We start from the raw sequence: 23,581 nt of genomic DNA on the forward strand, positions 1-23,581 counted from the left end.
ACGTCGATGTTGGTGGAGGCGTTTTCGGTCATGCCGCCCTTGAGCAGGTGGGCGATGCCGCAGGCGAATTCGACGACTTCCTGGCCGCGGCTGACCTCGCCGAGGGCGTCGGAGACGACCTTGCCGTGCTCGGCGGTGATGATTTCGGCGAGTTCGCCCTTGCGGGCGTTGAGCAGTTCCCGGAATGTGAAGATCACCTGGGTGCGTTTGGCGAGGGAGGTGTCGCGCCAGGCGGGGAACGCGGCGGCGGCGGCGTCGATGACGGCGCGGGCGTCCTCGACGCTGGCGAGGGCGACCTGACCGGTGACGGCACCGGTCGCCGGGTTGTTGACCGGGGCGGTGTTGCCGCTGGTCCCGGTGAACGTCTTATTGTCGAACCAGTGCGAGATGGTCCGGGTCTGCGCTGCGCCATCGCTGTGTGTCATGGGTGTCCTTACCGAGAGAGCCGATACGCGGAAACTCCGCGCGAAGTGCGATGTCTTCACTCTGGTCCGCCAACAAGGCGCTGGAGCCCGACGATCTGTAAGGAAATCCAACTTCTGATTTACACTGCGTAAATGCAGCCCACCATCGTCGACATTCTGGCGCTCCCGGTCGTGCAGGCGGGAACACCCGAGGTGATCGGCGGCGGACCGCTCGACAGACCGGTCCGATGGGTGCACGTCAGCGATCTACCCGATCTGTCGAACCTCCTCCAGGGTGGAGAACTCGTCCTCACCACCGGCCAGCCGCTCGCGGACGACTCGTCGAGCGTGGCGTACCTGGAGGGACTGGCCGCGGCGGGGGCAGCCGGACTCGTCGTCGAACTCGGCGTCCACGTCGACACCGTGCCGGAAGGGGTGGCGCGCGCCGCCGACAGACTGTCGTTTCCGGTCATCGCACTGCACCGTCAGATCCGGTTCGTCGAGGTCACCGAGGAAGTACACCGCTCGATCGTCGCGGAGCAGTACGACGAGGTCGCCTTCGCACGGCACGCGCACGAAGTCTTCACCGACCTGAGCATGAAGCGGGCGTCACTCGGTGAGATCGTCGACGCCGCAGCCGGCATGCTCGGCGCCCCGATCGTCCTCGAGGACCTCAACCGGCAGGTACTGGCGTTCGCGGCGCAGGGAACCACGGCGGCGGACCTCCTCGCCGAGTGGGAACGTCGGTCGCGGCTGACGCCCGTGTCGCACCAGACCGCGATCGACGGCCCGGAGTCGTGGACGACGACGCCCGTCGGCGCACATCGGCAGGAGTGGGGACGACTCGTCGCCCCTCGCCCCGTCGCCGCCGAAGGTCGGGCGCGGATGACCCTCGAGCGTGCCGCGCAGGCGCTCGCACTGAACCGCATGGTCGAGCAGGACCGGACCGCACTCGAGCAGCAGGCCCAGAGCGGACTCGTCGACGAACTCCGCCGCGGACGCATCCAGGACGAGGCCGAGGCGACCGCGCGCGCCCATGCGCTCGGCCTCCGGCCGGCACTAACATACCTGCCGATGACCGTCCGGGTCAGCGAAACCCTCAGCGCCGACCAGGTTCTCGCGCAGCGACGCCGAGTGAACATGCTGGACGCCGTCCGCCACGCGGTCCGGACGTCGCGGCAAACCGCACTCACCGCGAACACCCGCGCCGGACAGATCGACGTGCTCCTGTCCCATCCACCGGCGTCCACACCCGACGCGCTGCCCGAACTCTGCGCGGCGATCCGTGCCGCGCTCGCCCGGCTCGACGGCGTCCTGCAGTGCACGATCGGCGTCGGTCCCGAGTCGACCCGGCTCCTGGACGCCGCGGGCGGCCTGACGGAATCCGCTCACATCGCCGAGGTCGCGCTGTCGTTGCCACCGGGCGACAAGGTCTTTCACCGTGCAGCCGACATCCGGTTGCGCGGTCTCCTCGCCCTCATCCGGACCGATCCGCGGGTGCAGGCCTTCGCCGAGACCGAACTCCGCGGCCTGCTGGAGCATCAGGCGCGGCACGGCGGCGACAGCGTCGACGTCCTGCGCAGCTTCCTCGAACTCGGTGGCAACAAGACGGAACTCGCGAAACAGCTCCACCTCTCTCGCCCCACGCTCTACGCGAAACTCGCTACCATCCAGCGCCTGCTCGGTGTCGACCTCGACGACGCCGAGTCCCGGACGTCGCTGCACACGGCCATGCTGATCCTGCGGCTCCGCCACCCGTGAGTACTTCTTAACGTCGGGCGGTTAATAAGTACTCACGGGTGGCGGAGCCACCCTCCGAACATCGTTCGACGAGGACCGGCTCAGGGTGCCCACATTCGAATAGTCGAGAATCAGTACCTCAATGTTGAGAATTATCTTCACAACTCTTGGCACGAAAGCACGCTTTCTTCACTATTGGCACCTACCAATCGAATTTTCGACAGCACGGAGCTCTCATGAAGATCGGCATCCCCCGCGAGATCAAGAACCACGAATACCGCGTGGCCATCAGCCCCGCCGGTGTCCACGAACTCAGCGAACGCGGCCACGAAGTCGTCATCGAATCCGGCGCAGGCATCGGCTCGTCCTTCGCCGACGAAGACTTCAAAGCCGCAGGCGCCCAGATCCTCCAGGCCGCCGACCAGGTATGGGACACCGCCGACCTCCTCCTGAAGGTCAAGGAACCCATCGCCGAGGAATACGCCCGCCTGCGTCAGGACCAGGTGCTGTTCACCTACCTGCACCTGGCCGCATCGAAGGACTGCACCGACGCCCTGCTCGCGTCGAAGACCACCTCCATCGCCTACGAAACCGTCGTCGGCGCCGACGGCTCCCTGCCGCTGCTCGCCCCGATGAGCGAGGTCGCCGGACGTCTCGCCCCGCAGGCCGGCGCCTACCACCTCATGCGCCACGGCGGCGGCCGCGGCGTCCTGATGGGCGGCGTCCCCGGCGTACGCCCCGCCAAGGTCGTCGTCATCGGCGCCGGCGTCTCCGGCAAGAACGCGATCGCGATCGCCTACGGTATGCAGGCCGACGTCACCGTCCTGGACCTGTCCATCGCCCGCCTCCGGGAGATCGACGCGCTCTACCAGGGCCAGGTCAAGACCATCACGTCCAACAGCCTCGAACTCGAACAGGCCGTCCTCGACGCCGACCTGGTCATCGGCGCCGTCCTCGTCCCCGGCGCCAAGGCCCCCACCCTCGTCTCCAACAACCTCGTCTCACGGATGAAGCCCGGCTCGGTGCTCGTCGACATCGCCATCGACCAGGGCGGCTGCTTCGAGGACTCACGACCCACCACCCACGCCGAACCCACCTACCAGGTCCACGACTCCGTCTTCTACTGCGTCGCCAACATGCCCGGCGCCGTCCCCCGCACCTCCACCTACGCCCTCACCAACGCCACCCTCCCCTATGTCGTCGCGCTCGCCGACAAGGGCTGGAAGGAAGCCACCGCGACCGTCCCCGGACTCGCCGCAGGACTGTCCACCCACGACGGACAGCTGCTGTCCACCGAAGTCGCTGCCGCGCACGGCTACACCGCAGTCTCGTGAGCGACTGATCCGACGAGAGCGTATCCAGCAGACCTGCGGATGCGGGACAATCAAACGATGGCTTGGCTCGAGGTCGTGCGCACCGGACCCTTCACCACCGTGCAGGATCGGGGCCGCCCCGGTTACGCGTCGATCGGCGTCGGCGAGTCGGGTGCCGCCGACCGAGACGCACACGACAGCGCAAACAGGTTGGTGGGCAACCACTCCGGCGCAGCCACGCTGGAGGTCACACTGGGCGGGCTCGCGGTGCGTGCGGCCGGGACCGTCTCCGTCGCCGTCACGGGCGCCCGCAGCCCCGTCACCGTCAACTCCGAACCCCGGCCCGGCTACACGATGCTGCACCTGACTACCGGCGACCTGCTGGAGATCGCGTTCGCGTCGGAGGGACTTCGCAGCTACGTGGCGGTACGCGGAGGTTTCGACGTGCCCGCGGTGATGGGGAGCCGGTCCACCGACACTCTGTCGGGGATCGGCCCCGATCCCGTCGCCGAGGGTGATCGGCTGCTGGTCGGTGCGGATGCCGGCGACTGGCCTGCGGACGAGATCATCCCCCCACCCGTCGCTCCCGAGGATCCCCTGATGATGCGGGTCCGGCTCGGACCGCGGGACGACTGGTTCACACCAGCGTCCGTCGCGGCCCTTCTCCGCGAGACGTGGACGGTCAGCTCCGACACCAATCGTGTGGGGGCGCGGCTCGAGGGTCCGGGACCGCTACACCGCGCCGTGACGGAAGAGATGCCGAGCGAGGCGATGGTGGCGGGGGCGTTGCAGGTGCCGCCCAACGGTCGGCCCATCCTGTTCCTGGCCGATCATCCGGTGACCGGCGGCTATCCGGTGATCGCCGTGGTGGCCGAGGCCGATCTGCCGGTGGCCGCGCAGTTGCGGCCCGGGCACCGGGTCCGCTTCCACCGAACGGTGGCGTCGACCATTCCGCGGTGACGGTCTATCTCGCGGCCAGGGCGGTCCGGAGTCCGCGAAGGCGTCCGGTCACGGGATCGGCGCCGAGCGCCGACCGCCCACGGAACTTCACTTCCGAGGCCGTCTCCGGCGCGTCGTCGGACGTCGCCCGGAGGAACCGGTTGGGCAGCGCCAGTTTGTGAATGGTGCGCAGCGTCAGAAGGTACTGCCGCGCAAGCGAACCGGTGGTGTACGGCAAGTCGTACTTCTCGCACAGGCCGCGCACCGCGGTCGAGATCTCGGCGTACCGATTGCTGGGAAGGTCGGGGAAGAGGTGGTGCTCGATCTGATAGCACAGGTTGCCGCTCATGAAGGCCATGACGGCGCCGGCCCGGAAGTTCGCGGTGCCGAGCATCTGGCGGAGATACCACTCGGCCCGGCTTTCGTGCTCGAGTTCCGCGAGCGTGAACTTCTCCGCTCCGTCGGGGAAGTGCCCGCAGAAGATCACGACGTACGACCACACGTTCCGCAGGAGGTTGGCGACGAGATTCGCCTTCAGCGTTCGTCGCCACCGCCGCCCACTGAGAACGGGGAACAGCACGTAATCCTTGCCCATCTGCCGCGCGATCTTGCCGAGCAGATCCCGCACCGGTGGACGCAGACGCCGACTCGCACTGTCTTCGGCACTGGGCGGAAGCAGATCGTGGAGCGCGATGCCCCATTCGAACGACACCGCGAGCAGGAGATTCTGAATCGGCTGCAGCAGGTGGATCGGACGCCATTCCTGATCACGAGTGACCCGCATGACGCCGAACCCGACGTCCTCGTCCATTCCGAGCACGTTGGTGTACTTGTGATGACGGAAGTTGTGCGCATACTTCCACTGCGACGACGGCCCCACCTGATCCCACTCCCAGGTGCTCGAGTGAATCTCGGGATCGTTCATCCAGTCCCACTGGCCGTGCGAGACGTTGTGGCTGATCTCCATGTTCTCGATGCTCTTGGCCGTACCCAGTGCCGTCGTACCGAGAACCACGCCCGTGGTCGTCCGGCTTCCCTGGATGACCAGTCGCGCGAGTCCGTCGAGCACGCGCTGGAACGCGATGGTGCGGCGGATGTACGTCGCGTCTTTCTCCCCGAGGGACTCCGCGACGTCGCGGCGAAGTGCGTCGAGTTCGAATCCGAGCGCCTCGACGTCCTGCTGGGTGAGGTGCGCGTACTCCTTGATATCGGTGATTGCCATGACCGGCCTCCAACCTCGCGGCCACTGATGATCTCAGTGAACGCCGCTGGTAGCAGCCTGTCAACACTGTAGGTCTACGGTAGGTGCCGACAGCGTCGACATCGACGCTCTCGGACCACTGCCGGTTGTGCGGGCTTCCCCGAGGACGCCCTGCTGTTCGCGGTTCCGCAGCCTAGCCGCGGCGACGGCGGGCGATGTCGGCGAGCACGACACCCGCGGCGACGGACGCGTTGAGCGATTCGACGGGCCCTGCCATCGGGATGCTGAGGATGGCGTCGCAATTCTCGCGGACGAGACGCGACAGTCCCTTGCCCTCGGAGCCGACCACGACCACCACGGGGCCGCTGCCGTCGAACTCGTCGAGTGTGGTGTCGCCACCCGCATCGAGACCGACCACCTGAACGCCCTTGGACGCCCAATCCTTCAGCGTGCGAGTGAGATTGGTGGCGCGTGCGATCGGCAGGCGGGCTGCCGCACCGGCACTCGTCCGCCACGCGACCGCGGTGACCGACGCACTGCGGCGCTCCGGGATCACCACACCGTGACCACCGAACGCGGCCACCGAACGCACGACGGCACCGAGGTTGCGGGGATCGGTGATGTTGTCGAGGGCCACGAGCAGCGGCGCCTCCTGATGCTTGCGGGCTTCCGCGATCAGGTCGTCGGGGTGCGCGTAGCGGTACGGCGGCACCTGCAACGCGATGCCCTGGTGCATGCCGTTGGCGCTGAGCCGGTCGAGATCGGTCCGGGGAACCTCGAGGATGGAGATGCCCGCATCGGCCGCCCGCTGAACGGATTCCTTCAGACGATCGTCGCTCTCGGTCCCGACCGCCACGTACAGCGCGGTCGCGGGGACGCCGGCGCGCAGGCACTCGACGACGGGGTTGCGGCCGAGCACGTTCTCGGGGCCGTCGAGCGCCTTGCGTCCGGCGGTCTGACGACCGCGGCCGGGCTGCTTGTCGGCTTCCCTGGCTGCGCGGGCGGCACGCTTGGCGGCGGGGTGCTTGGTGCGGGCTTCCGCGGGCGGGGTGGCGCCGCGGCCTTCCAGCCCCTTGCGGCGCTGGCCACCGGAACCGGCGACCTGCCCCTTCTTGGTACCGGCCTTGCGGATGGCTCCGCGCCTACTCGAATTTCCAGCCATTACTACTGTCCTGCCTTGAGAGACCACTCGGGCCCGTTGGGGGTATCGGTGACCTCGATGCCCGCCCGGATGAGACGGTCACGCACCTCGTCGGCCACAGCCCAGTTCTTCTCGGCGCGGGCACTCTGCCTGCGCTCGAGTTCGGCCCGGACCAGAACGTCCAGGGCATCGGTTGCCGCGGACGCGTCCGCGGTCTCCTGAGTCCAGTGCTCGTCCAGCGGGTCGACGCCGAGGATTCCGAGCATGGCCCGGACCTGCGACGCGATCTCGCGCGCACCCTCGAGGTCTCCACCATCGAGCGCGATGTTGCCCTCGCGGACCTTGCCGTGCACCTCGGCGAGCGCGGCGGGGACGGCGAGGTCGTCGTCGAGCGCGCGAGCGAACGCCTCGGTCCACAGGCCGACCGGAACCTCCCCGGCACGCTCCTGCGTACGCAGGACGAACGACTCGATCCGACGGAACGCCGCGGCCCCCTCGTCGAGCGCGGTGTCGGAGTATTCGAGCATCGACCGGTAGTGGGCACTGCCCAGGTAGTAGCGAAGCTCTTGCGGGCGAACCTTTTTCAGCACGTTCGGCACCGAGAGAACGTTGCCGAGCGACTTCGACATCTTCTCGCCACCCATGGTGACCCAGCCGTTGTGCAGCCAGTACTGCGCGAAGTCGTCGCCGGCGCACTTGGCCTGCGCGATCTCGTTCTCGTGGTGCGGGAACACCAGGTCCAGACCACCGCAGTGGATGTCGAACGCGGCACCGAGGTAGAACTCGGCCATCGCGGAGCATTCGAGGTGCCAACCCGGACGGCCCCGGCCCCACGGCGTCGGCCACGACGGCTCGCCCGGCTTCTCCGCCTTCCACAGCGTGAAGTCGCGGGGATCGCGCTTGCATTCGCCTGCGCTCTCGCCCTGGTGGACGTCGTCGAGCTTGTGCCCCGACAGGCTGCCGTACCGGGGGTAGCTGCGGACGTCGAAGTAGACGTCCCCGCCCGCCGCGTACGCGTGGCCGTTGTCGATGAGGCGCTGCATCATCTCGACCATCTGCGTGACGTGCCCGGTGGCCCGCGGCTCGATGGACGGCGGCAGCACGCCCAGCTGCTGATAAGCCCAGGTGAAGGACCGCTCGAACGTGGCGGCCCACTCCCACCACGGCCTGCCCGCCTCCGCAGCCTTGTTCAGGATCTTGTCTTCGATGTCCGTGACGTTGCGGACGAACGCCACGTCGTAGTCGTGGGCGAGCAGCCACCGCCGCAGCACGTCGAATGCGACGCCGCTGCGTACGTGGCCGATATGGGGGTCGCCCTGCACCGTGGCGCCACACAGGTACACCGATGCGTGTCCAGGGGCCAGCGGAACGAAGTCACGCAAGGCCCGCGTCTCGGTGTCGAATAGGCGCAGGGTCACGACCAGCGATCCTACCTGGCGCTTCGACCGGGAATGACCAACGCGGTGGCCATGGCGGCGATCCCCTCGCCGCGCCCGGTGAGCCCGAGCCCGTCCGTGGTGGTCGCGGACACCGAAACCGGCGCGCCCAGAATGTCGCTCAGCACCTTCTGCGCCTCGTTTCGGCGTGGGCCGATCTTCGGCCGGTTCCCGATCACCTGGACCGCGGCGTTGGCGACGTCGAAGTCGTCCTCGTCGAGGAGACGGCGTACCTCGGCGAGCATCGCGGCACCGCTCACCCCGGACCACTCGGGCCGCCCGGTTCCGAAGACGGAGCCGAGATCGCCGAGTCCGGCGGCGGAGAGCAGAGCGTCGCAGAGTGCGTGAACGGCCACGTCGCCGTCGGAGTGACCCGCGCAGCCGTTCTCGTCCTCGAACAGCAGGCCGGCCATCCAGCACGGCCGTCCCTGCTCGATCGGGTGGACGTCCGTCCCGATTCCGACTCGCACTAGTGCGCTCCCTCTTCCACCAGCGCGCGGGCCAGCACGAGGTCCAGCGGCGTGGTGATCTTGAATGCTGTGGGTTCTCCGACGATGCTGCGCACCCGTTCGCCGAGGCGCTCCACCAGGCCGGCGTCGTCGGTGGCGATGCCGTCGGCGGCGGCGTAGGCGCGCCGGAGCAGTTCCGCGGTGAAACCCTGCGGCGTCTGCACGGCCCGCAGTTCGGACCGGTCGGGGGTGCCGGTGACCGCGCCGAGAACGTCGACGGTCTTGATGGTGTCCGTCACCGGCAGGACGGGGATGACCGCGTTGCGGCCGCACCGCAGCTCCGCGACCACCCGCGCGATGAGCGACGGTGGCGTGAGCGCGCGGGCGGCGTCGTGGACGAGCACATATTCTGCGTCGTCCGCGACGGCGAGTCCGGCGCGAACCGAATCGGTCCGCTCACTGCCGCCGGCCACGACGGTGACCTCACCGGGAAGGAGGGTTCGCGTCGACTCGACGAGCTCCTCCGGAACGATCACGACGACGCGGTCGACAGCCCCCGACTGCAGGAGCCCGTCGACCGCGCGTGTCAGCATGGTCGTCCCACCCAGATCAACGAATGCCTTGGGCTTGTTCTCGCCCAAACGCACTCCCTGACCTGCGGCGGGAACCAGCGCGACTACAGGACCTTTTCCGTCGGCCACTGTGGGTATCGCGACTGTCTAGGACGCGGCCGCGAGGACCTCGTCGAGGATGGTCTCGGCCTTGTCGCTGTCGGTGCCTTCGGCCAGTGCGAGCTCGCCGACAAGAATCTGCCGCGCCTTCGCGAGCATGCGCTTCTCTCCTGCGGACAGGCCGCGATCCTGCTCACGACGCCACAGGTCCCGAACGACCTCGGCAACCTTGTTGACGTCACCTGACGCGAGCTTTTCGAGATTCGCCTTGTAGCGGCGTGACCAGTTGGTGGGTTCTTCGGTGTGCGGTGCCCGCAGTACCTGGAAGACCTTGTCGAGACCTTCCTGGCCGACGACGTCGCGTACGCCCACGTACTCTGCGTTGTCTGCGGGAACCCGTACGGTGAGATCGCCCTGAGCAACCTTGAGAACGAGATATTCCTTCTGCTCACCCTTGATGGTGCGGGTTTCAATTGCTTCGATCAGCGCCGCACCGTGATGGGGGTATACGACGGTGTCTCCGACCTTAAAAATCATCTGTCCCGTGCCCCTTTCGATCATTCGAGTTTAACACGTGTCCGGAAGCTGGTCGCATCAACGGTGCAGGTCAGGGGCATCATGGCCTGACCGTAGGGGTTGACAGGGTCCCCGATACGTGCATTCCGGACACCCCGATCGGGCGGTTCTCCAGCGCCGAAACCGCACGCAGACAACCATTGTGAGTACCCAGCGAGCAGGCCACGCGGACGAACTACTACTCTGCCTAGTTGAAGTGCGAACCTGACACCGGAGGACAACTCGTGACTGCTCTCGACAAGTCGACTCGCCGAGTCGCTACCGCCGTCGCTCTCGCTGCCGGCGCAGCACTCGTGCTGTCCGCCTGCAGCGCGGGCCAGATCACTCAGACGTCGAGTCAGGTCGCCGCGGTCAACGGCAACAGCGCGAACGTCGGCTCGATCGCCCTGCGGAACGTGCACGTGGTCTACCCCAACTCCGCCGAGTACAGCCTCGAGCCGGGCGGCAATGCCGTCCTCGCGTTCACCGCGATCAACAACAACGAGGACACCCCGGATAAGCTGACCCGGATCAGCACCGACTTCGCGCAGTCCGTCACTCTCGGCGACAAGGCGGGCGGCCTCGAGATCGCTCCGCAGACCGCGCTCGTCGCCGGACTGCCGGGCGAGGAAGCCGCTGAGGGCGCGGAGGCCGCGGGCCAGAAGGACGCCAGTGCCGACGCACCGGCCGACGTCGTCCTCGTCACCCTGGACGGTCTGAAGGAGGGCGTCCGCCCGGGCCTCACCTTCCCCGTCACGTTCGCGTTCGAGAAGGCCGGCGACGTCACCGTGTCCGTTCCCGTCGACGCGGGCCACGAGACCGAGCGCCACGTCTCCGACACGTCGCCCGGATCCGAAGCCGAGGGCGGCGGACACTAGCAGCCGGATCGGGTCCGCTGTCGGACCCGATACCTAGGCTGGCCCGGTGGCCAAACTCAAAACCAGCTTCCGCTGCTCGTCGTGCCAGTGCACGGTTCCCAAATGGGTCGGCCGGTGCCCCGAGTGCGGTAGCTGGGGATCGATGGACGAGGCCCCGATCGTGGCGTCCGTCGCGAGCCGCCCCGGCGCCTCGCTCGCGAAAGCCGGGGCCGGAGCGGTACTTCCGTCCACCCCGGCCACTCCGATCACGCGGATCGACAGCACGTCCACCCGCGCCAAGCCCACGGGCATCGACGAACTGGACCGTGTTCTCGGCGGCGGCGTGGTGCCCGGTTCCGTCGTTCTCCTCGCCGGCGAACCCGGCGTCGGCAAGTCCACCCTCCTCCTCGAGGTGGTCCATCAGTGGGCCCGCCGCGGCCCGGACGACCGTTCCCTCTACGTCACCGGTGAGGAATCCGCCGGGCAGGTGCGACTGCGCGCCGACCGCACCGGCGCCGTCCACGAGCGGGTCTACCTCGCCGCCGAATCCGACCTCGCGACCATCCTCGGCCACGTCGAGCAGGTGCGTCCCACCCTGCTGATCGTCGACTCGGTGCAGACCATGCTGGCCGCGGACGTCGACGGCGTGGTCGGCGGAGTCACCCAGGTGAAGGCGGTCACCAGCGCCCTCACCTCCCTCGCGAAGGCAAGCGGCGTGCCGGTGCTCCTCATCGGCCACGTCACCAAGGACGGCGCGGTCGCCGGACCACGGTCGCTCGAGCATCTCGTCGACGTGGTGCTGCACTTCGAGGGCGACAAGCACTCCACGCTGCGGATGGTGCGCGGCGTCAAGAACCGTTTCGGCGCCGCCGACGAGGTCGGTTGCTTCGAACTGCGGGAAGACGGCATCGCCGGCATCAGCGACCCGTCCGGACTGTTCCTCCACCACCGTGCCGAGGCCGTTCCCGGAACCGCCGTCACCGTCATGATGGACGGCAAACGTCCCCTCCTCGGCGAGGTGCAGGCCCTCGTGGCCGCCACGTCCATGCCCGCACCCCGGCGTGCCGTGAGCGGGCTCGACAGCGCCCGCGTGGCCATGGTCCTGGCCGTGCTCGACCGCCGGTGCGGGGTGCCGATCGCGAAGAACGACGTCTACGCGGCCACCGTCGGCGGAATGCGGATGACCGAGCCGTCCGCCGATCTCGCGCTGGCCCTCGCCGTCGCGTCCGCGGTGAAGGACAAGCCCGTTCCGGATGGACTGGTGATCCTCGGCGAAGTGGGACTGGCCGGCGAGGTCCGCCGGGTACCCGGCGTCGGGCGCAGGCTCGCGGAGGCATTCCGCCTCGGATTCACCCGCGCCATCGTTCCCCTCGACTCCGGGGCGGCCCCGAAGGGCATGAAGGTCACCGAGGTCGGGAACCTGGGGGCCGCCATCGCGTCACTGCGGTGACGGTCGGATCGAGGTGTCGTTCAGATCGACGACGTGCCGAACGGGCGCTCCGGCACGCCGTCCACGAAATCCTTGGTCTTCTCGAAGTGCTCGGCGGTGACGGTGAGGAACAGCCCCCGCGACGTCGCCACCACCACGTCGGGGTCGGCCGTCGGCCCCTCGACGATGCGCGCCTCGGCACTCGCATACACCTTGCGGCGGATCGATCCGTCGATGCGCGCGTGGAATTCGAGGACCGAACCCAGCGGGATGGGCTTGGCGAAGTCGATCTCGAGATGACCCGTGACCACCGGACCGTCGACGATCGATCGGCACACCATGCCCAGCGCCTCGTCGAACGCGGTCGAGAGTATGCCGCCGTGGATCACTCCCGGACCGCCCTGGTAGCGGGGGGCCACCTCGAGCCGGCCCCACACGTCGAGACCCTCCCCGGCCGTGAAGCTCATCGACATCCCGGCAGGCGACTGGTCGCCGCACCCGAAGCACCGTGACCAGTGCTGCGGCACGGGCTGACCTGCGGCAGGGAAGCTGCCGACCGGTGCGGGCAGGGTCAGGTCGTCGGGCAAAGTCCAGGTACTACTCATGGATAGGTAATCTAAACGCGGGTCCGGACGTGTTTCCGCGGCGGTCCCCGACAAGTGACGTCTACCTCAGCGGGAGTATTGCGCGATGAACGATGCCGAGTCGTCGTCTGCGCTGCGCGAAACGATAGCCCGGCTGGCCCCCGGAACAGCACTTCGCGACGGCCTGGAGCGCATTCTGCGCGGTCGCACGGGCGCACTGATCGTCCTCGGCTACGACGAGCAGATGGAAGAGATCTGCGACGGCGGCTTCGAGCTCGACGTGGAGTTCGCGCCGACCCGCCTGCGTGAGCTGTCGAAGATGGACGGCGCCGTGGTCCTGTCCACCGACGGGTCCCGCATCGTGCGCGCCAACGTCCAGCTGGTCCCCGACCACAAGATCCCGACCGTCGAGTCCGGCACGCGTCACCGCGCCGCCGAGCGGACTGCCATGCAGACCGGGTACCCCGTGGTGTCGGTCAGCCAGTCGATGAGCATCGTCAGCGTGTACGTCGGTGGCATCCGGCACGTCATCGACGGGTCCGCCACGATCCTGTCCCGTGCCAATCAGGCGGTGGCCACCCTCGAGCGGTACAAAGCGCGGCTCGACGAGGTGACCCGCCAGTTGTCGGTGGTCGAGATCGAGGATTTCGTCACGCTCCGCGACGCCCTGACCGTGGTGCAGCGACTGGAGATGGTGCGGCGGGTGTCCGTCGAGATCGAGCAGGACGTGCTCGAACTCGGCACGGACGGGCGTCAGCTCGCCCTGCAACTCGAGGAACTCGTCGGCGACAACGACGTGGCGAGGGAACTCATCGTTCGCGACTACCTGGCCGGCACCGGCCCGGCGCCCGCCGAGGATGTCGCGAAGTCGCTCTCCGCGCTCGACAGGATCACGGACGCAGACCTTCTCGACCTCACGACGCTGGCCCGGGCGTTCGGCTATCCGGGCACCATCGAAGCGCTCGAGGCGCCGATGAGTCCTCGCGGCTACCGCGTCCTCACCCGCGTTCCCCGACTGCAGTTCAACCAGATTCACCGGCTCGTCGGCTCGTTCGGGACGCTGCAGTCACTGCTCGCCGCAACCGCCGCCGACCTGCAGTCGGTGGAGGGGATCGGCGGGCTGTGGGCCCGGCACATCCGCGAGGGCCTGTCCCGGCTCGCCGAGACGTCGATCTCGGGGCCGTACGACTAGGGCTTGTCCTCGTCCTTACTGCCGGCGGTCCGGGCCTGCTTCTCCGACCACGGATTCCAGTGCGACCCGGACGGCGTCCAGGTGTTCGGCCATGGCGCGGGCGGCCTTGTCGTAGCTTCCGGAGGCGATGCCCTCCACGATCCGGTCGTGCTCGTCGTTCGACTTCTGCTGCCGCCCCGCAACGAGATTCAGCGTTTCGGACTGCCGGGTGAGCGCCTCGCGAACATCGACGATCACGGATTCGAACACGCGGTTCCGGCTCGTCCGGGCGATGAACGCGTGGAACTGTGCATCCAGCGACACCCACACGAGGGGATCGTCCTCGTCCCGCATCTGGTCCACGAGGCCGCGCAGGGCGGCCAGGTCTTCGGCGGTGTGCCGCTGCGCCGCCCATCCGGCGGCGGGAATCTCCACGTGCGGGCGCGCCTCGACGAGTTCGTTGGCCGCGTAGTTCCCGAAGTCGAGGTCGCGGGCGATCGAATCGCTGACCACGAACGTCCCGAGGCCCGACTTCGTCTCCGTGAGCCCGAGCGCATGGCACGACCGCAGGGCCTCCCGGATCACCGACCGGCTGACCCCGTGCCGCGCCGCGAGGGATGCCTCGGACGGAAGTCGTTCACCGACCGACAGCTCACCCGACGTGATCGCGTCACGAAGATCCGCGAGGACCGCCTCCGCGGCGCTGACCCGCGCCGTGACAGGACGCCTGGCTGCCCAGCTGTCTGACAGGTTCATGGGGATATTCTGCTCACGCCCCGCCCGCAGCGTCAATACGGGACACCCCCTGGGGTTGACGCCTGCGAGTGAGCGAGGTAACAATTGCACCTGTCTGACAGCCTGGCAGGTGGATAGCCGGGTGGCTCGACCGAGAAATCTACCTCTTCGAGCAGCAGACTCCGTCCACCGCATCCGTGCAGAGCAACGGCTCGCGCGAATCCCCGTGAGGAATGATCAAGTGCTCGAAACGCGAACAGAACACGATCTGCTCGGCGACCGCCAAGTGCCTGCGGATTCCTACTGGGGAATCCACACGCTGCGGGCCGTGGAGAACTTCCCCATCACCGGCCGGCCGATCTCCACCAACCCGTATCTGATCCGCGGGCTCGCCTACGTCAAATGGGCCGCGGCAACCGCCAACGAGAAACTCGGGATCCTCGACCTCCGCCGGGCCGACGCGATCGGGCAGGCGTGCCGGGAGATCGTCGACGGCCGCTGGCACGAGCAGTTCGTCGTCGACGTCATCCAGGGCGGCGCCGGGACGTCGACCAACATGAACGCGAACGAGGTGATCGCCAACCGGGCACTCGAGATCCTCGGCCACGGGCGCGGGGAGTACGCGGAGCTCCATCCCAACGAGCACGTGAACCTCAGCCAGTCGACCAACGACGTCTACCCCACCGCGGTCAACATCGCGACGATCTTCGCGATCGACGACCTGCTGGACGCGATGCGCGTCCTGCAGGAGGCCTTCGCGACCAAGGCGGTCGAGTTCACCGACACCGTGAAGATGGGGCGCACCCAACTCCAGGACGCGGTGCCGATGACACTCGGCCAGGAATTCGCCACCTACTCGGTGATGATCGACGAGGACCGCACCCGCCTCGACGAGGCCGCTCTCCTCGTCCACGAGATCAACCTCGGCGCCACCGCGATCGGCACAGGCCTGAACGCACCCGCCGGCTACGCCGAGGCAGCGTGCGACACGCTGCGGGAACTCACCGGATTCCCCCTCGTCCTGGCCACGGACCTGGTCGAGGCAACCCAGGATGTCGGTCAGTTCGTCCACCTCTCGGGGGTGCTCAAGCGGATCGCGGTCAAGTTGTCGAAGGTGTGCAACGACCTCCGCCTGCTGTCGTCGGGCCCGCGCGCGGGCCTGAACGAGATCAATCTCCCACCGGTACAGGCCGGTTCGTCGATCATGCCCGGCAAAGTCAATCCGGTGATCCCGGAAGTCCTCAACCAGGTGGCCTACGAGGTCATCGGCAACGACGTCACCATCACGATGGCCGCCGAATCCGGGCAGCTCCAGCTCAATGCATTCGAACCGATCATCGTGCACTCCCTGTCCGAGGGGATGCGCCACCTCGGCGCCGCCTGCCGGATCCTGGCCGACCGCTGCGTACTCGGCATCACGGCCAACACCGATCTGCTGCGTGCCCGGGTCGAGGACTCCATCGGACTCGTCACCGCGCTCAACCCGTACATCGGCTACACCGCCTCGACCCGGATCGCGCAGGAAGCTCTGGTCTCCGGTCGCAGGGTCGCCGACCTCGTGATCGAGGCCGGTCTGCTCGACCGTGAGGAACTCGACCGGCTCCTCAGCCCCGAGCATCTCGCCAACCTGAGAGCGTCCGGTTCGCCACGGCAGACACCCGTCGCCGCTGCCGCGGAGGTGGTCTCGTGACGATCGAGAAGGACGACACCTCCGGCGCCGACATCTTCGTCGAGGAAGACCTCGGCTACCGGAAAGCGCTCGGCCCCAGACAAATCCAGATGATCGCGATCGGCGGAGCGATCGGCACCGGCCTGTTCATGGGCGCGGGCGGACGCCTCCAGCAAGCCGGCCCCGCACTCGTGCTCGTCTACGCCCTCTGCGGCTTCTTCGCCTTCCTGATCCTGCGGGCGCTGGGCGAACTCGTCATGCACCGCCCCACCTCCGGGTCGTTCGTGTCGTACTCGCGCGAATTCTTCGGCGAGAAGATGGCCTTCGCCGCAGGCTGGCTGTACTGGATGAACTGGGCGATGACGGCAGTCGTCGACGTCACCGCCGTCGCGCTGTACATGAACTTCTTCAAGAAGTACTGGGCACCGCTCGGGAACGTCGACCAATGGGTCTTCGCCCTCGCCGCAGTCGTACTGGTCCTCGGGCTGAATCTCGTCTCCGTCAAGGTGTTCGGTGAACTGGAGTTCTGGTTCGCCCTCATCAAGGTCGTCGCCCTCGCCGCGTTCCTCGGCTTCGGCATCTACTTCGTACTGTTCGGAACGCCGCTCGAAGGACATTCGTCGGGCTTCAGCATGATCACCGACAACGGCGGACTCTTCCCCAACGGAATCCTGCCCGCCGTCGTGGTGATCCAGGGCGTCGTCTTCGCCTACGCCTCGATCGAACTCGTGGGAACCACTGCGGGCGAGACGAAGAACCCACAGAAGGTCATCCCCAAGGCGATCAACACGGTCATCATCCGGATCCTGGTCTTCTACGTCGGGTCCGTCCTGCTGCTGTCGCTGCTGCTCCCCTACACCGAGTACCACGCCGGCGAGAGCCCGTTCGTCACGTTCTTCGGCTCCATCAACGTGCAGGGCGCCGACGCGATCATGAACCTCGTGGTGCTCACGGCCGCGCTGTCCTCACTCAACGCGGGCCTGTATTCCACCGGCCGAATTCTGCACTCGATGGCCATGGCCGGATCGGCGCCCTCGTTCGCCGCCCGGATGAACAAGGCAGGAGTGCCGTACGGCGGCATCGCCCTCACCGGATTCGTCATCCTGCTCGGCGTCGGACTCAACGCCGTCGTCCCCGCGCAGGCGTTCGAGATCGTGCTGAACCTCGCCGCGCTCGGGATCATCAGCGCCTGGGCCGTGATCGTGCTGTGCCAGTTGAAACTGTGGAAATTCGCCAAGGAAGGGAAACTCACCCGGCCCGGTTTCCGGATGTTCGGCGCCCCCTACACCGGGCTCCTGACGCTGGCCTTCCTCGCGTGCGTCGTGATACTGATGGCGTTCGATCACCCCGTCGGAACCTGGACCGTCGGGTCCATCGCGATCATCGCTCCACTGTTGGTGATCGGCTGGTTCGGCGCGCGGAACCGCATCCGCACCCTGGCCTCGGGCCGCCCGACCGGATAGCGAGAGAGGACAACAGTGCCGAAAGTCGCCATCGTCACCACCGGAGGCACCATCGCCAGCAGGCGGGACGGGCAGGGTGTCAGCAGGCCGGTGGTCACCGGCCCGGACCTGCTGGGCAGCGCGTGGACCGGGACGGAACTCCGTGTCGTCGACGTGATGTCGAAGGACAGTTCGAGCATCACGTTCGCCGATATGGACCGGGTGCGCGACGCCGTCACCGCGGAACTGCGCGATCCCGATCTCGACGCGGTGGTCGTGCTCCACGGAACCGACACCATGGAGGAGACCGCTTTCCTGGTCGACCTTCACCACGCCGACCCGCGGCCGGTGGTGTTCACGGGTGCGCAACGCACGTTCGACCACCCGGAATCCGATGCCCAGGCCAATCTGGCCGACGCGGTCGCCGCGGGATCGGACCCCGCTCTGCGCGGAGCGGGTGTGATCATCGCGTTCGGAGGCGCCCTGCACCGGGCGTCGGGTACGCGGAAGGTCGACACGACATCCCTCGACGCGTTCCGATCCGTCCACCCCGCCGGTGTCACCCCGCGGCGAAGTCTCGATCCACTGCCGTGGCATCCGATCTCCGGAACCCGCGTCGACATCGTCGCCGCCTATCCAGGGGCCGACCGCGTCCAGATCGACGCGTGCCGAGCCGCCGGGGCCCAGGGGCTGGTGCTCGACGGGCTCGGATCCGGAAACGCGAACCCGGCGATCGTCGAGGCGGTGCGGGACTGCACGTCCGCCGGGATCCCGGTCGTGGTCACCACCCGCGTGCCGAACGGCCCGACCTCCGCCACGTACGGCGGTGGGGGCGGCGGGCACGACCTCGTCTCGGCGGGTGCATTGTTCTCCACCGACCTCAGAGCAGGTCAGGCCCGCATCCTCCTCGCGGCGCTGCTCGCCGACCCCGAGCACACCGACCTCGACAAGGAATTCGATCGACGCTCACGCATCGACCCCGCACCGAGGATCAGCTGAGGTTGAACGGCTCCGGCGCGCTGCGGAGCTGACCGAGCTGGCCGACCACGGTGTACGCACCGGGCCCCACCGGATCGCGCTGGGGTTCCGGTTGCGTCAGGCAGTCGGGAGCGGACGTCTTGGCCGACCACTTCACGGTGAACTGAGCCTGCTCGCCGGGCGCGAGGGTCCGAACGTCGGCCGCGGACTGCGGGAAGCAATCGATGTTGGACCACAGCCGCACGGCACCGTCGATCGTGTAGACGAGCACCTGCTGGAGGCTGCTGCCCAGATCACGTTCGCACGGTGTGGTGCCGATGTTGGTGACGACCGTCGTGAAGCTCGGCTCCTCACCCGCCAGGTACGTCGGCTTGTCGGCGGCCACCTTGATGGCCAGCGACTGGTCCGGGCACTGTCCCGCAGCGACCGGCTGACCGCTCGGAGCAGCGCTGCTCGAGGCACCGCTGCTCGACGCCCCGGACGAACCGGACGTGCCCGAGGAGGCCTCCCCGCCGGCGGCAGCGGCGCCACCGCCGCCGCCACCGGAACCGCCTGATCCGCCACTGGACGTGGACGAACCCGAGGCTGTCGGGGAAATCGACACAGGAGTGGTCAACGAGGAACTCGCTGCCGCCGGATCCGTCTCGGAGTCACTGCCACCACGAAGTGAGTTGATCAACCACACCACGAGCAGCAACACGACGATGGCGCCGCCGATCGCCAGCGCCCTGCGGCGCCAGTAAATCTCGGGGGGCAACGGTCCATTCGGTTCCAGCACGACGTCAACGGTAGTTCGGCGTCGCGCGGCAACGGCTCAGCGGGTGCGGCGTGTCGCGGTCAGTCCGTAAGCTCACCGATGTCACCAACGGCGCCCTGCAGGTGGGTGCGACCGTCGGACAGTTTGTACGTGACACCCGCGATGGCGCACGCGCCGCTCTCCACCTTCTCCGCGATGATGCGCGACCGCTGCATGAGCAGGGCCCCGGTCTCCACCACGTGGCGGCCCTCGAGTTCGTCGACGGTGCTGAGTCCCTCTCGGCGTCCCATGAGGATCGACGGCGCGACCCGTTCCACGATGCTGCGGATGAATCCGGGCGGCACGTTACCGTCGTCGAGGGCGTCGAGCGTCGCCTTGACGGCACCGCAGCTGTCGTGACCGAGCACGACGATGAGCGGCACGTTCAGCACGCCGACTGCGTACTCGATGGACCCGAGCACGGCGTCGTCGATCACGTGACCGGCGGTGCGGACGACGAACATGTCGCCCAGACCCTGGTCGAAGATGATCTCGGCGGCGACGCGGGAGTCTCCGCATCCGAACAGGACGGCCGTGGGGTGCTGGCCGCCGACGAGCTTCGCGCGATCGGCGATGCCCTGGCTGGGATGGAGCGAGGTACCGCTCACGAATCTGTCGTTACCCTGACGCAGGGCCTTCCACGCGGACACGGGGTTGGAATTAGGCATGGGATCATTGTGCACCGGGCGTGTCGCACCGTCGCGACGGGAGTGTGACGACCGCGGAAAATCTGTTTCCCCCGTGAACGAAGGGACTTGTGAGGACGAAGTGGCCGTTGACTCCTCCGCGCTGATCAACTGGTACGACGTACAGGCCCGGGATCTGCCGTGGCGCCGCGACGGCGTCACCGCCTGGCACATCCTGATGAGCGAAATCATGCTGCAGCAGACGCCCGTCGTCCGAGTGGCCCCGATCTGGGAGGAATGGGTGCGGCGCTGGCCCGTCCCGTCCCGCATGGCCGCGTCGAGCCAGGCCGACGTACTGCGCGCATGGGGCAAACTCGGCTACCCGCGTCGCGCGCTGAGGCTCCACGAGTGCGCAGGCGTGCTGGCCGCCGAACACGGCGACGTGGTTCCCGGCGACGTCGACACTCTCCTCGGCCTGCCGGGTATCGGCGCCTACACAGCGCGCGCCGTCGCCTGCTTCGCCTACGGACAGCGGGTCCCCGTCGTCGACACGAACGTCCGGCGAGTGGTTGCCAGGGCAGTGCACGGACGCGCCGAGCCGGGAAATCCCTCGACGACGCGTGACCTCGCCGACGTGTCCGCGCTGCTCCCCCGCACCCGCGCGCGGGCCGCCACGTTCTCCGCGGCCCTGATGGAACTCGGGGCCACCGTGTGCACCGCACGCTCCCCCGAATGCGCCCGCTGCCCGCTCCCCAGCTGCGCCTGGGTGGATGCCGGACGTCCCGCGCACACCGGTGAGCGCCGGAAGGTCCAGAAATTCGCCGGCACCGACCGTCAGGTGCGCGGCAAGCTCATGGCCGTGCTCCGTGAAAGCTCCGCCCCGGTCGAACGCGTGCGGCTCGACCAGGTGTGGCCGGGCGATCCGGGCCAACGCGACCGCGCCCTCCACTCCCTGCTGATCGACGGACTCGTCGAGCAGACCGAGGACGGACTCTTCGCCCTCGCGGGCGAGGGCAGCTAGCTCACACCGGAACCGCTTCGATGACGGATGACCGGGGACCTTGCGTGATCGAATCCAGCGTGAATCCGTGGTCGGTCAACAGTCGGCGCCATTCGGTGATCGTGCGCTCACGACCTCCCAGGAGAACCAGCATGTGGAGATCCAGCAGAGCCATGGGGTGGGTTGTCGCCGATTCCGGCAGGACCTGCTCGACAATCATCAATCGTCCGCCCGGCGGGATCGCTTGCCGGCAACTGCTGAGGATCTTGCCGGCGGACGCGTCATCCCAGTCGTGGAGAATCTGAGACAGCACGTACACGTCACCATTGCCTGGGACGTCGTCGAAGAAGCTTCCGCCCACGACTGTCGTTCGTTCACCGATGCCCGCCGAACCAAACGTCGACGGCGCTTCCGCGACCACATGAGGCAGATCGAACAAAATTCCGCGTAGATGCGCGTGCCGATCGAGCAACCGGGTGATCAGCGCGCCGGTCCCGCCACCGACGTCGACGACCGTTCCCACGTCAGACCAGTCGTGGTCGAGCAAAGGCAGCAAACGCAACTCGACCAGCCCTGCTTGGCCCCGTGCGAACTCATCGGCTGCCGACGGATTCTCGGACAACCATTCGAAGTACGGCTTTCCGAACGCCGCCGAAAACGATTCCTTCCCCGTCCGGATCGAATGCGCTGCGCGCCCCCACACGAGGTAGGCCTCGTTCGACATCAAGCCGACCAAGTGACGAAGCGAGCCCGGAGCGTCCGCCCGCAGAAGCTCACCGGCCTCCGTCAACGCAAATCGCCCTCCACCGACTTCCGCAAACAAGCCTTCCGCGACGAGGACCCGCAGGAATCGACCGAGTGCGTCGGCGTCGGCGCCCACACTCGCCGCGAGATCGCCGAGCAAGCACGCACCGTCCGCCAATCGGTCGGGCACACCCAGTTCGCAGACGACTGAAATAGATTGGGAAACGATGTATCCCATGATCTGTTTTCTCACTCGGTGGTTGACATCGCTCATGTTCACGCCACCTCGGACAGCCGCGGGAAGAGTGACATCATCGCAGCATTTTTCAAATACGACGCGCCTGCCGTACCGCCGGTGCCAGGTACCGTTCCGATGACTTTCAGGGTGATGCCCCAGTGGCCGCGCTTCATCGCAACCCACGCACGGTCCAGGCGCCGCATCGCCTCCTCGAGAACGTGTGCATCCGGATGCGTCTTCCGCATCGAGAGATACACGTCCTGCAACGTAGTGTCCCCGATATCGAACTTCCCAATATGCTCGAAGTCGCGGGGATCGATTGGAGCGCAGGCGAACTCGACCTCACGAAACGCGCGCGACTGCACCGCGCTCCGCCCATGGGTGAAGCCGCGAATAATCGAGAAGGCGTCAACCGGCATCGTCGTGAGAACCCGGAAGAGCGCGGGCACCGCTTCGAGGCGGATCGACGCCCGGTCGAGGCGACTCTTTGCCGCTGCGGCCAGACCGTGGCGCAGGTCACCGATCGCCATCGAAATCGCTGTCGCGACTTGCCGATACAGACCTTCGAAGATCTGGATACAGCGGATGAACATCTGCTCGTCGTGCAGGCGCGTCGTCGGCAACAACGTCAGCCGAACTGCACTTCCGATCTCTTCGGGGACGCCGTTCAGCGCTGGCGCGGCGTGTGAAGCAAACGAACTGTAGTCGGCGCCCGGCTGAGCTAGCGCCGCAAGACCGGCCGCAGCGACGGAAGGATCGAGCGAGAAATCGGGTGCGAGCCTGTCGAGTTGGGTCACGACCCGTGTCACTGCGCGCGTCCGGACCACCTGGGGGGCGTGTGCCGACCTCCCGAGTGCTCGCGCCTCCAGCAACGCGAGGTCCATGGCCGCGGCAGCAACGAATGCGTCCACGCGCTGCGCGTCATCGGACCGGACGACCTGGTCGAAATAGTCGAGCCCGACATATGACAGATAGTCGCCATTCTGAGCATCGAATGTCATCGGTAGCCAGGCACCGAGAACATGATGCGCACGGTTGTTGTCATGGAAGTTTTGCAGCATGGCGACCAGGTGGGGCCGGACCCCGTTACGCCCGACCGTCTGATAATGGGCCGCGACAGCCGCATGGGGAAACTCCGCGTGTCCCGCCTCCCATTGCCGGAGCGCATTCTCGATTTTGCGTCCAGACAATTCATCGGTCGCCGCGTCAGCAGCCTGAAGGCACGTGCCTCCGACGCCGATCACGCCGGAACGAACAAATTTCTGCTCGGCTTCGAGCAGCGTTTCGGAAATCAATGCGGAACTCGCCTCTCATCCGTACTGCGGTGTTCAGCTATCTTCGACGACGCGCGGCGAATGCGGATAGGCACCCTAGGGAGACTTCTCGACACCCTTTCCCCTGGGGGGGTGACGTTTTCAACCCTGGGGTGCCTGTTCCGCCCGCAGGCACGTGCCCAGGATTGG

The 23,581-nt window shown here is 67.4% G+C and carries 23 protein-coding genes and 1 pseudogene; 10 read left to right on the plus strand and 14 right to left on the minus strand.

Annotation, left to right across the window (positions count from 1 at the left end):
- Window positions 1–425 (minus strand): aldehyde dehydrogenase family protein (locus ACNJ7E_RS15350; protein WP_418340317.1); only part of this gene is annotated, 425 nt, incomplete at its 3' end.
- A gap of 132 nt (window positions 426–557) precedes the next feature.
- Between ACNJ7E_RS15350 and ACNJ7E_RS15355 the strand changes: the two genes are divergently transcribed.
- The 3 genes from ACNJ7E_RS15355 to ACNJ7E_RS15365 all read left to right on the plus strand — a co-directional run bounded on the left by ACNJ7E_RS15355 (window position 558) and on the right by ACNJ7E_RS15365 (window position 4,417).
- Entirely contained in the window at window positions 558–2,165 is a 1,608-nt protein-coding gene (locus ACNJ7E_RS15355; protein WP_418340318.1) for a PucR family transcriptional regulator, read from the plus strand.
- Between the two features lie 215 nt (window positions 2,166–2,380).
- A complete protein-coding gene (gene ald / locus ACNJ7E_RS15360; RefSeq protein ID WP_280779085.1) occupies window positions 2,381–3,478 on the plus strand; it encodes an alanine dehydrogenase in 1,098 nt (365 codons plus the stop codon).
- A 57-nt stretch (window positions 3,479–3,535) separates the two neighbouring features.
- On the plus strand, window positions 3,536–4,417 hold the full coding sequence (locus ACNJ7E_RS15365) for a 5-oxoprolinase subunit C family protein (RefSeq protein ID WP_418340319.1): 882 nt from the start codon (window positions 3,536–3,538) through the stop codon (window positions 4,415–4,417).
- Between the two features lie 4 nt (window positions 4,418–4,421).
- Here ACNJ7E_RS15365 and ACNJ7E_RS15370 read toward each other — a convergent pair whose 3' ends face one another.
- The 6 genes from ACNJ7E_RS15370 to carD form a co-directional block, all read right to left on the minus strand.
- Window positions 4,422–5,618: a fatty acid desaturase family protein gene (locus ACNJ7E_RS15370; protein WP_418340320.1), complete on the minus strand. Its 1,197-nt coding sequence runs from the start codon at window positions 5,616–5,618 to the stop codon at window positions 4,422–4,424.
- Between the two features lie 172 nt (window positions 5,619–5,790).
- Window positions 5,791–6,759 carry a 23S rRNA (guanosine(2251)-2'-O)-methyltransferase RlmB gene (rlmB, locus tag ACNJ7E_RS15375; RefSeq protein WP_280779088.1) on the minus strand — a complete coding sequence of 323 codons (969 nt, stop codon included), beginning with the start codon at window positions 6,757–6,759 and terminating at the stop codon, window positions 5,791–5,793.
- 2 nt (window positions 6,760–6,761) lie between these two features.
- Entirely contained in the window at window positions 6,762–8,156 is a 1,395-nt protein-coding gene (cysS, locus tag ACNJ7E_RS15380; protein WP_280779089.1) for a cysteine--tRNA ligase, read from the minus strand.
- 11 nt (window positions 8,157–8,167) lie between these two features.
- Window positions 8,168–8,644: a 2-C-methyl-D-erythritol 2,4-cyclodiphosphate synthase gene (gene ispF, locus ACNJ7E_RS15385; RefSeq protein WP_105419436.1), complete on the minus strand. Its 477-nt coding sequence runs from the start codon at window positions 8,642–8,644 to the stop codon at window positions 8,168–8,170.
- On the minus strand, window positions 8,644–9,324 hold the full coding sequence (gene ispD / locus ACNJ7E_RS15390; RefSeq protein WP_418340321.1) for a 2-C-methyl-D-erythritol 4-phosphate cytidylyltransferase: 681 nt from the start codon (window positions 9,322–9,324) through the stop codon (window positions 8,644–8,646). The genes ispF and ispD overlap by 1 nt, the downstream gene beginning before the upstream one ends.
- A gap of 18 nt (window positions 9,325–9,342) precedes the next feature.
- On the minus strand, window positions 9,343–9,831 hold the full coding sequence (carD, locus tag ACNJ7E_RS15395) for an RNA polymerase-binding transcription factor CarD (protein ID WP_005262216.1): 489 nt from the start codon (window positions 9,829–9,831) through the stop codon (window positions 9,343–9,345).
- Between the two features lie 263 nt (window positions 9,832–10,094).
- On the opposite strand from carD, the gene ACNJ7E_RS15400 reads away from it, so the two are divergent.
- Window positions 10,095–10,727 (plus strand): copper chaperone PCu(A)C domain-containing protein, encoded by a 633-nt coding sequence (locus tag ACNJ7E_RS15400; RefSeq protein ID WP_280779093.1) that lies wholly within the window; start codon window positions 10,095–10,097, stop codon window positions 10,725–10,727.
- A 46-nt stretch (window positions 10,728–10,773) separates the two neighbouring features.
- Window positions 10,774–12,156 (plus strand): DNA repair protein RadA, encoded by a 1,383-nt coding sequence (gene radA / locus ACNJ7E_RS15405; protein ID WP_280779094.1) that lies wholly within the window; start codon window positions 10,774–10,776, stop codon window positions 12,154–12,156.
- Between the two features lie 20 nt (window positions 12,157–12,176).
- On the opposite strand, the gene ACNJ7E_RS15410 is transcribed toward radA, so the two are convergent.
- Window positions 12,177–12,740 (minus strand): PaaI family thioesterase, encoded by a 564-nt coding sequence (locus ACNJ7E_RS15410; RefSeq protein WP_037179973.1) that lies wholly within the window; start codon window positions 12,738–12,740, stop codon window positions 12,177–12,179.
- 85 nt (window positions 12,741–12,825) lie between these two features.
- On the opposite strand from ACNJ7E_RS15410, the gene disA reads away from it, so the two are divergent.
- Window positions 12,826–13,911: a DNA integrity scanning diadenylate cyclase DisA gene (gene disA / locus ACNJ7E_RS15415; RefSeq protein WP_009477522.1), complete on the plus strand. Its 1,086-nt coding sequence runs from the start codon at window positions 12,826–12,828 to the stop codon at window positions 13,909–13,911.
- A gap of 15 nt (window positions 13,912–13,926) precedes the next feature.
- On the opposite strand, the gene ACNJ7E_RS15420 is transcribed toward disA, so the two are convergent.
- Entirely contained in the window at window positions 13,927–14,646 is a 720-nt protein-coding gene (locus tag ACNJ7E_RS15420; RefSeq protein WP_418340322.1) for a FadR/GntR family transcriptional regulator, read from the minus strand.
- A gap of 220 nt (window positions 14,647–14,866) precedes the next feature.
- On the opposite strand from ACNJ7E_RS15420, the gene ACNJ7E_RS15425 reads away from it, so the two are divergent.
- From ACNJ7E_RS15425 to ACNJ7E_RS15435, 3 genes are read left to right on the plus strand one after another with little or no spacing between them, the layout of a single operon-like run.
- Window positions 14,867–16,315: an aspartate ammonia-lyase gene (locus tag ACNJ7E_RS15425; protein ID WP_280779096.1), complete on the plus strand. Its 1,449-nt coding sequence runs from the start codon at window positions 14,867–14,869 to the stop codon at window positions 16,313–16,315.
- Window positions 16,312–17,757 carry an amino acid permease gene (locus tag ACNJ7E_RS15430; RefSeq protein ID WP_418340323.1) on the plus strand — a complete coding sequence of 482 codons (1,446 nt, stop codon included), beginning with the start codon at window positions 16,312–16,314 and terminating at the stop codon, window positions 17,755–17,757. Before ACNJ7E_RS15425 ends, ACNJ7E_RS15430 begins: the two co-directional genes overlap by 4 nt.
- A gap of 15 nt (window positions 17,758–17,772) precedes the next feature.
- On the plus strand, window positions 17,773–18,735 hold the full coding sequence (locus tag ACNJ7E_RS15435; protein ID WP_280779098.1) for an asparaginase: 963 nt from the start codon (window positions 17,773–17,775) through the stop codon (window positions 18,733–18,735).
- Here the strand turns inward: ACNJ7E_RS15435 and ACNJ7E_RS15440 are convergent.
- Window positions 18,728–19,492, minus strand: a complete 765-nt coding sequence (locus ACNJ7E_RS15440) for a hypothetical protein (protein WP_283334946.1) — start codon at window positions 19,490–19,492, stop codon at window positions 18,728–18,730. The two genes, ACNJ7E_RS15435 and ACNJ7E_RS15440, sit on opposite strands and share 8 nt — an antisense overlap.
- Window positions 19,493–19,551: 59 nt before the next feature.
- A complete protein-coding gene (locus tag ACNJ7E_RS15445; RefSeq protein ID WP_005244926.1) occupies window positions 19,552–20,178 on the minus strand; it encodes a carbonic anhydrase in 627 nt (208 codons plus the stop codon).
- A 100-nt stretch (window positions 20,179–20,278) separates the two neighbouring features.
- Between ACNJ7E_RS15445 and ACNJ7E_RS15450 the strand changes: the two genes are divergently transcribed.
- Window positions 20,279–21,157, plus strand: a complete 879-nt coding sequence (locus tag ACNJ7E_RS15450; protein ID WP_280779100.1) for an HhH-GPD family protein — start codon at window positions 20,279–20,281, stop codon at window positions 21,155–21,157.
- Window position 21,158: 1 nt separating this feature from the next.
- Here ACNJ7E_RS15450 and ACNJ7E_RS15455 read toward each other — a convergent pair whose 3' ends face one another.
- The 3 genes and pseudogenes from ACNJ7E_RS15455 to ACNJ7E_RS15465 all read right to left on the minus strand — a co-directional run bounded on the left by ACNJ7E_RS15455 (window position 21,159) and on the right by ACNJ7E_RS15465 (window position 23,413).
- Window positions 21,159–21,860 (minus strand): methyltransferase, encoded by a 702-nt coding sequence (locus tag ACNJ7E_RS15455; protein ID WP_418340339.1) that lies wholly within the window; start codon window positions 21,858–21,860, stop codon window positions 21,159–21,161.
- A gap of 102 nt (window positions 21,861–21,962) precedes the next feature.
- A pseudogene (locus tag ACNJ7E_RS15460) lies at window positions 21,963–22,154 on the minus strand (methyltransferase family protein); the annotation flags it as partial.
- A 2-nt stretch (window positions 22,155–22,156) separates the two neighbouring features.
- The gene (locus ACNJ7E_RS15465) at window positions 22,157–23,413 is read right to left on the minus strand and encodes a tryptophan 2,3-dioxygenase (protein WP_280779102.1); all 1,257 of its coding nucleotides are present in this window, start codon (window positions 23,411–23,413) and stop codon (window positions 22,157–22,159) included.
- Between the last annotated feature and the right edge of the window lie 168 nt (window positions 23,414–23,581).

Source organism: Rhodococcus mengyinensis, from assembly GCF_048381435.1.
GTDB classification, from domain to species: domain Bacteria; phylum Actinomycetota; class Actinomycetes; order Mycobacteriales; family Mycobacteriaceae; genus Rhodococcus_F; species Rhodococcus_F opacus_D.

Coding starts and splice junctions, on each gene's coding strand:
- ACNJ7E_RS15355 (WP_418340318.1), top strand. CDS start 558: ATGCAGCCCACCATCGTCGACATTCTGGCGCTCCCGGTCGTGCAGGCG.
- ald (WP_280779085.1), top strand. CDS start 2,381: ATGAAGATCGGCATCCCCCGCGAGATCAAGAACCACGAATACCGCGTG.
- ACNJ7E_RS15365 (WP_418340319.1), top strand. CDS start 3,536: ATGGCTTGGCTCGAGGTCGTGCGCACCGGACCCTTCACCACCGTGCAG.
- ACNJ7E_RS15370 (WP_418340320.1), bottom strand. CDS start 5,618: ATGGCAATCACCGATATCAAGGAGTACGCGCACCTCACCCAGCAGGAC.
- rlmB (WP_280779088.1), bottom strand. CDS start 6,759: ATGGCTGGAAATTCGAGTAGGCGCGGAGCCATCCGCAAGGCCGGTACC.
- carD (WP_005262216.1), bottom strand. CDS start 9,831: ATGATTTTTAAGGTCGGAGACACCGTCGTATACCCCCATCACGGTGCG.
- ACNJ7E_RS15410 (WP_037179973.1), bottom strand. CDS start 12,740: ATGAGTAGTACCTGGACTTTGCCCGACGACCTGACCCTGCCCGCACCG.
- disA (WP_009477522.1), top strand. CDS start 12,826: ATGAACGATGCCGAGTCGTCGTCTGCGCTGCGCGAAACGATAGCCCGG.
- ACNJ7E_RS15420 (WP_418340322.1), bottom strand. CDS start 14,646: ATGAACCTGTCAGACAGCTGGGCAGCCAGGCGTCCTGTCACGGCGCGG.
- ACNJ7E_RS15445 (WP_005244926.1), bottom strand. CDS start 20,178: ATGCCTAATTCCAACCCCGTGTCCGCGTGGAAGGCCCTGCGTCAGGGT.
- ACNJ7E_RS15455 (WP_418340339.1), bottom strand. CDS start 21,860: ATGTCGAACGAGGCCTACCTCGTGTGGGGGCGCGCAGCGCATTCGATC.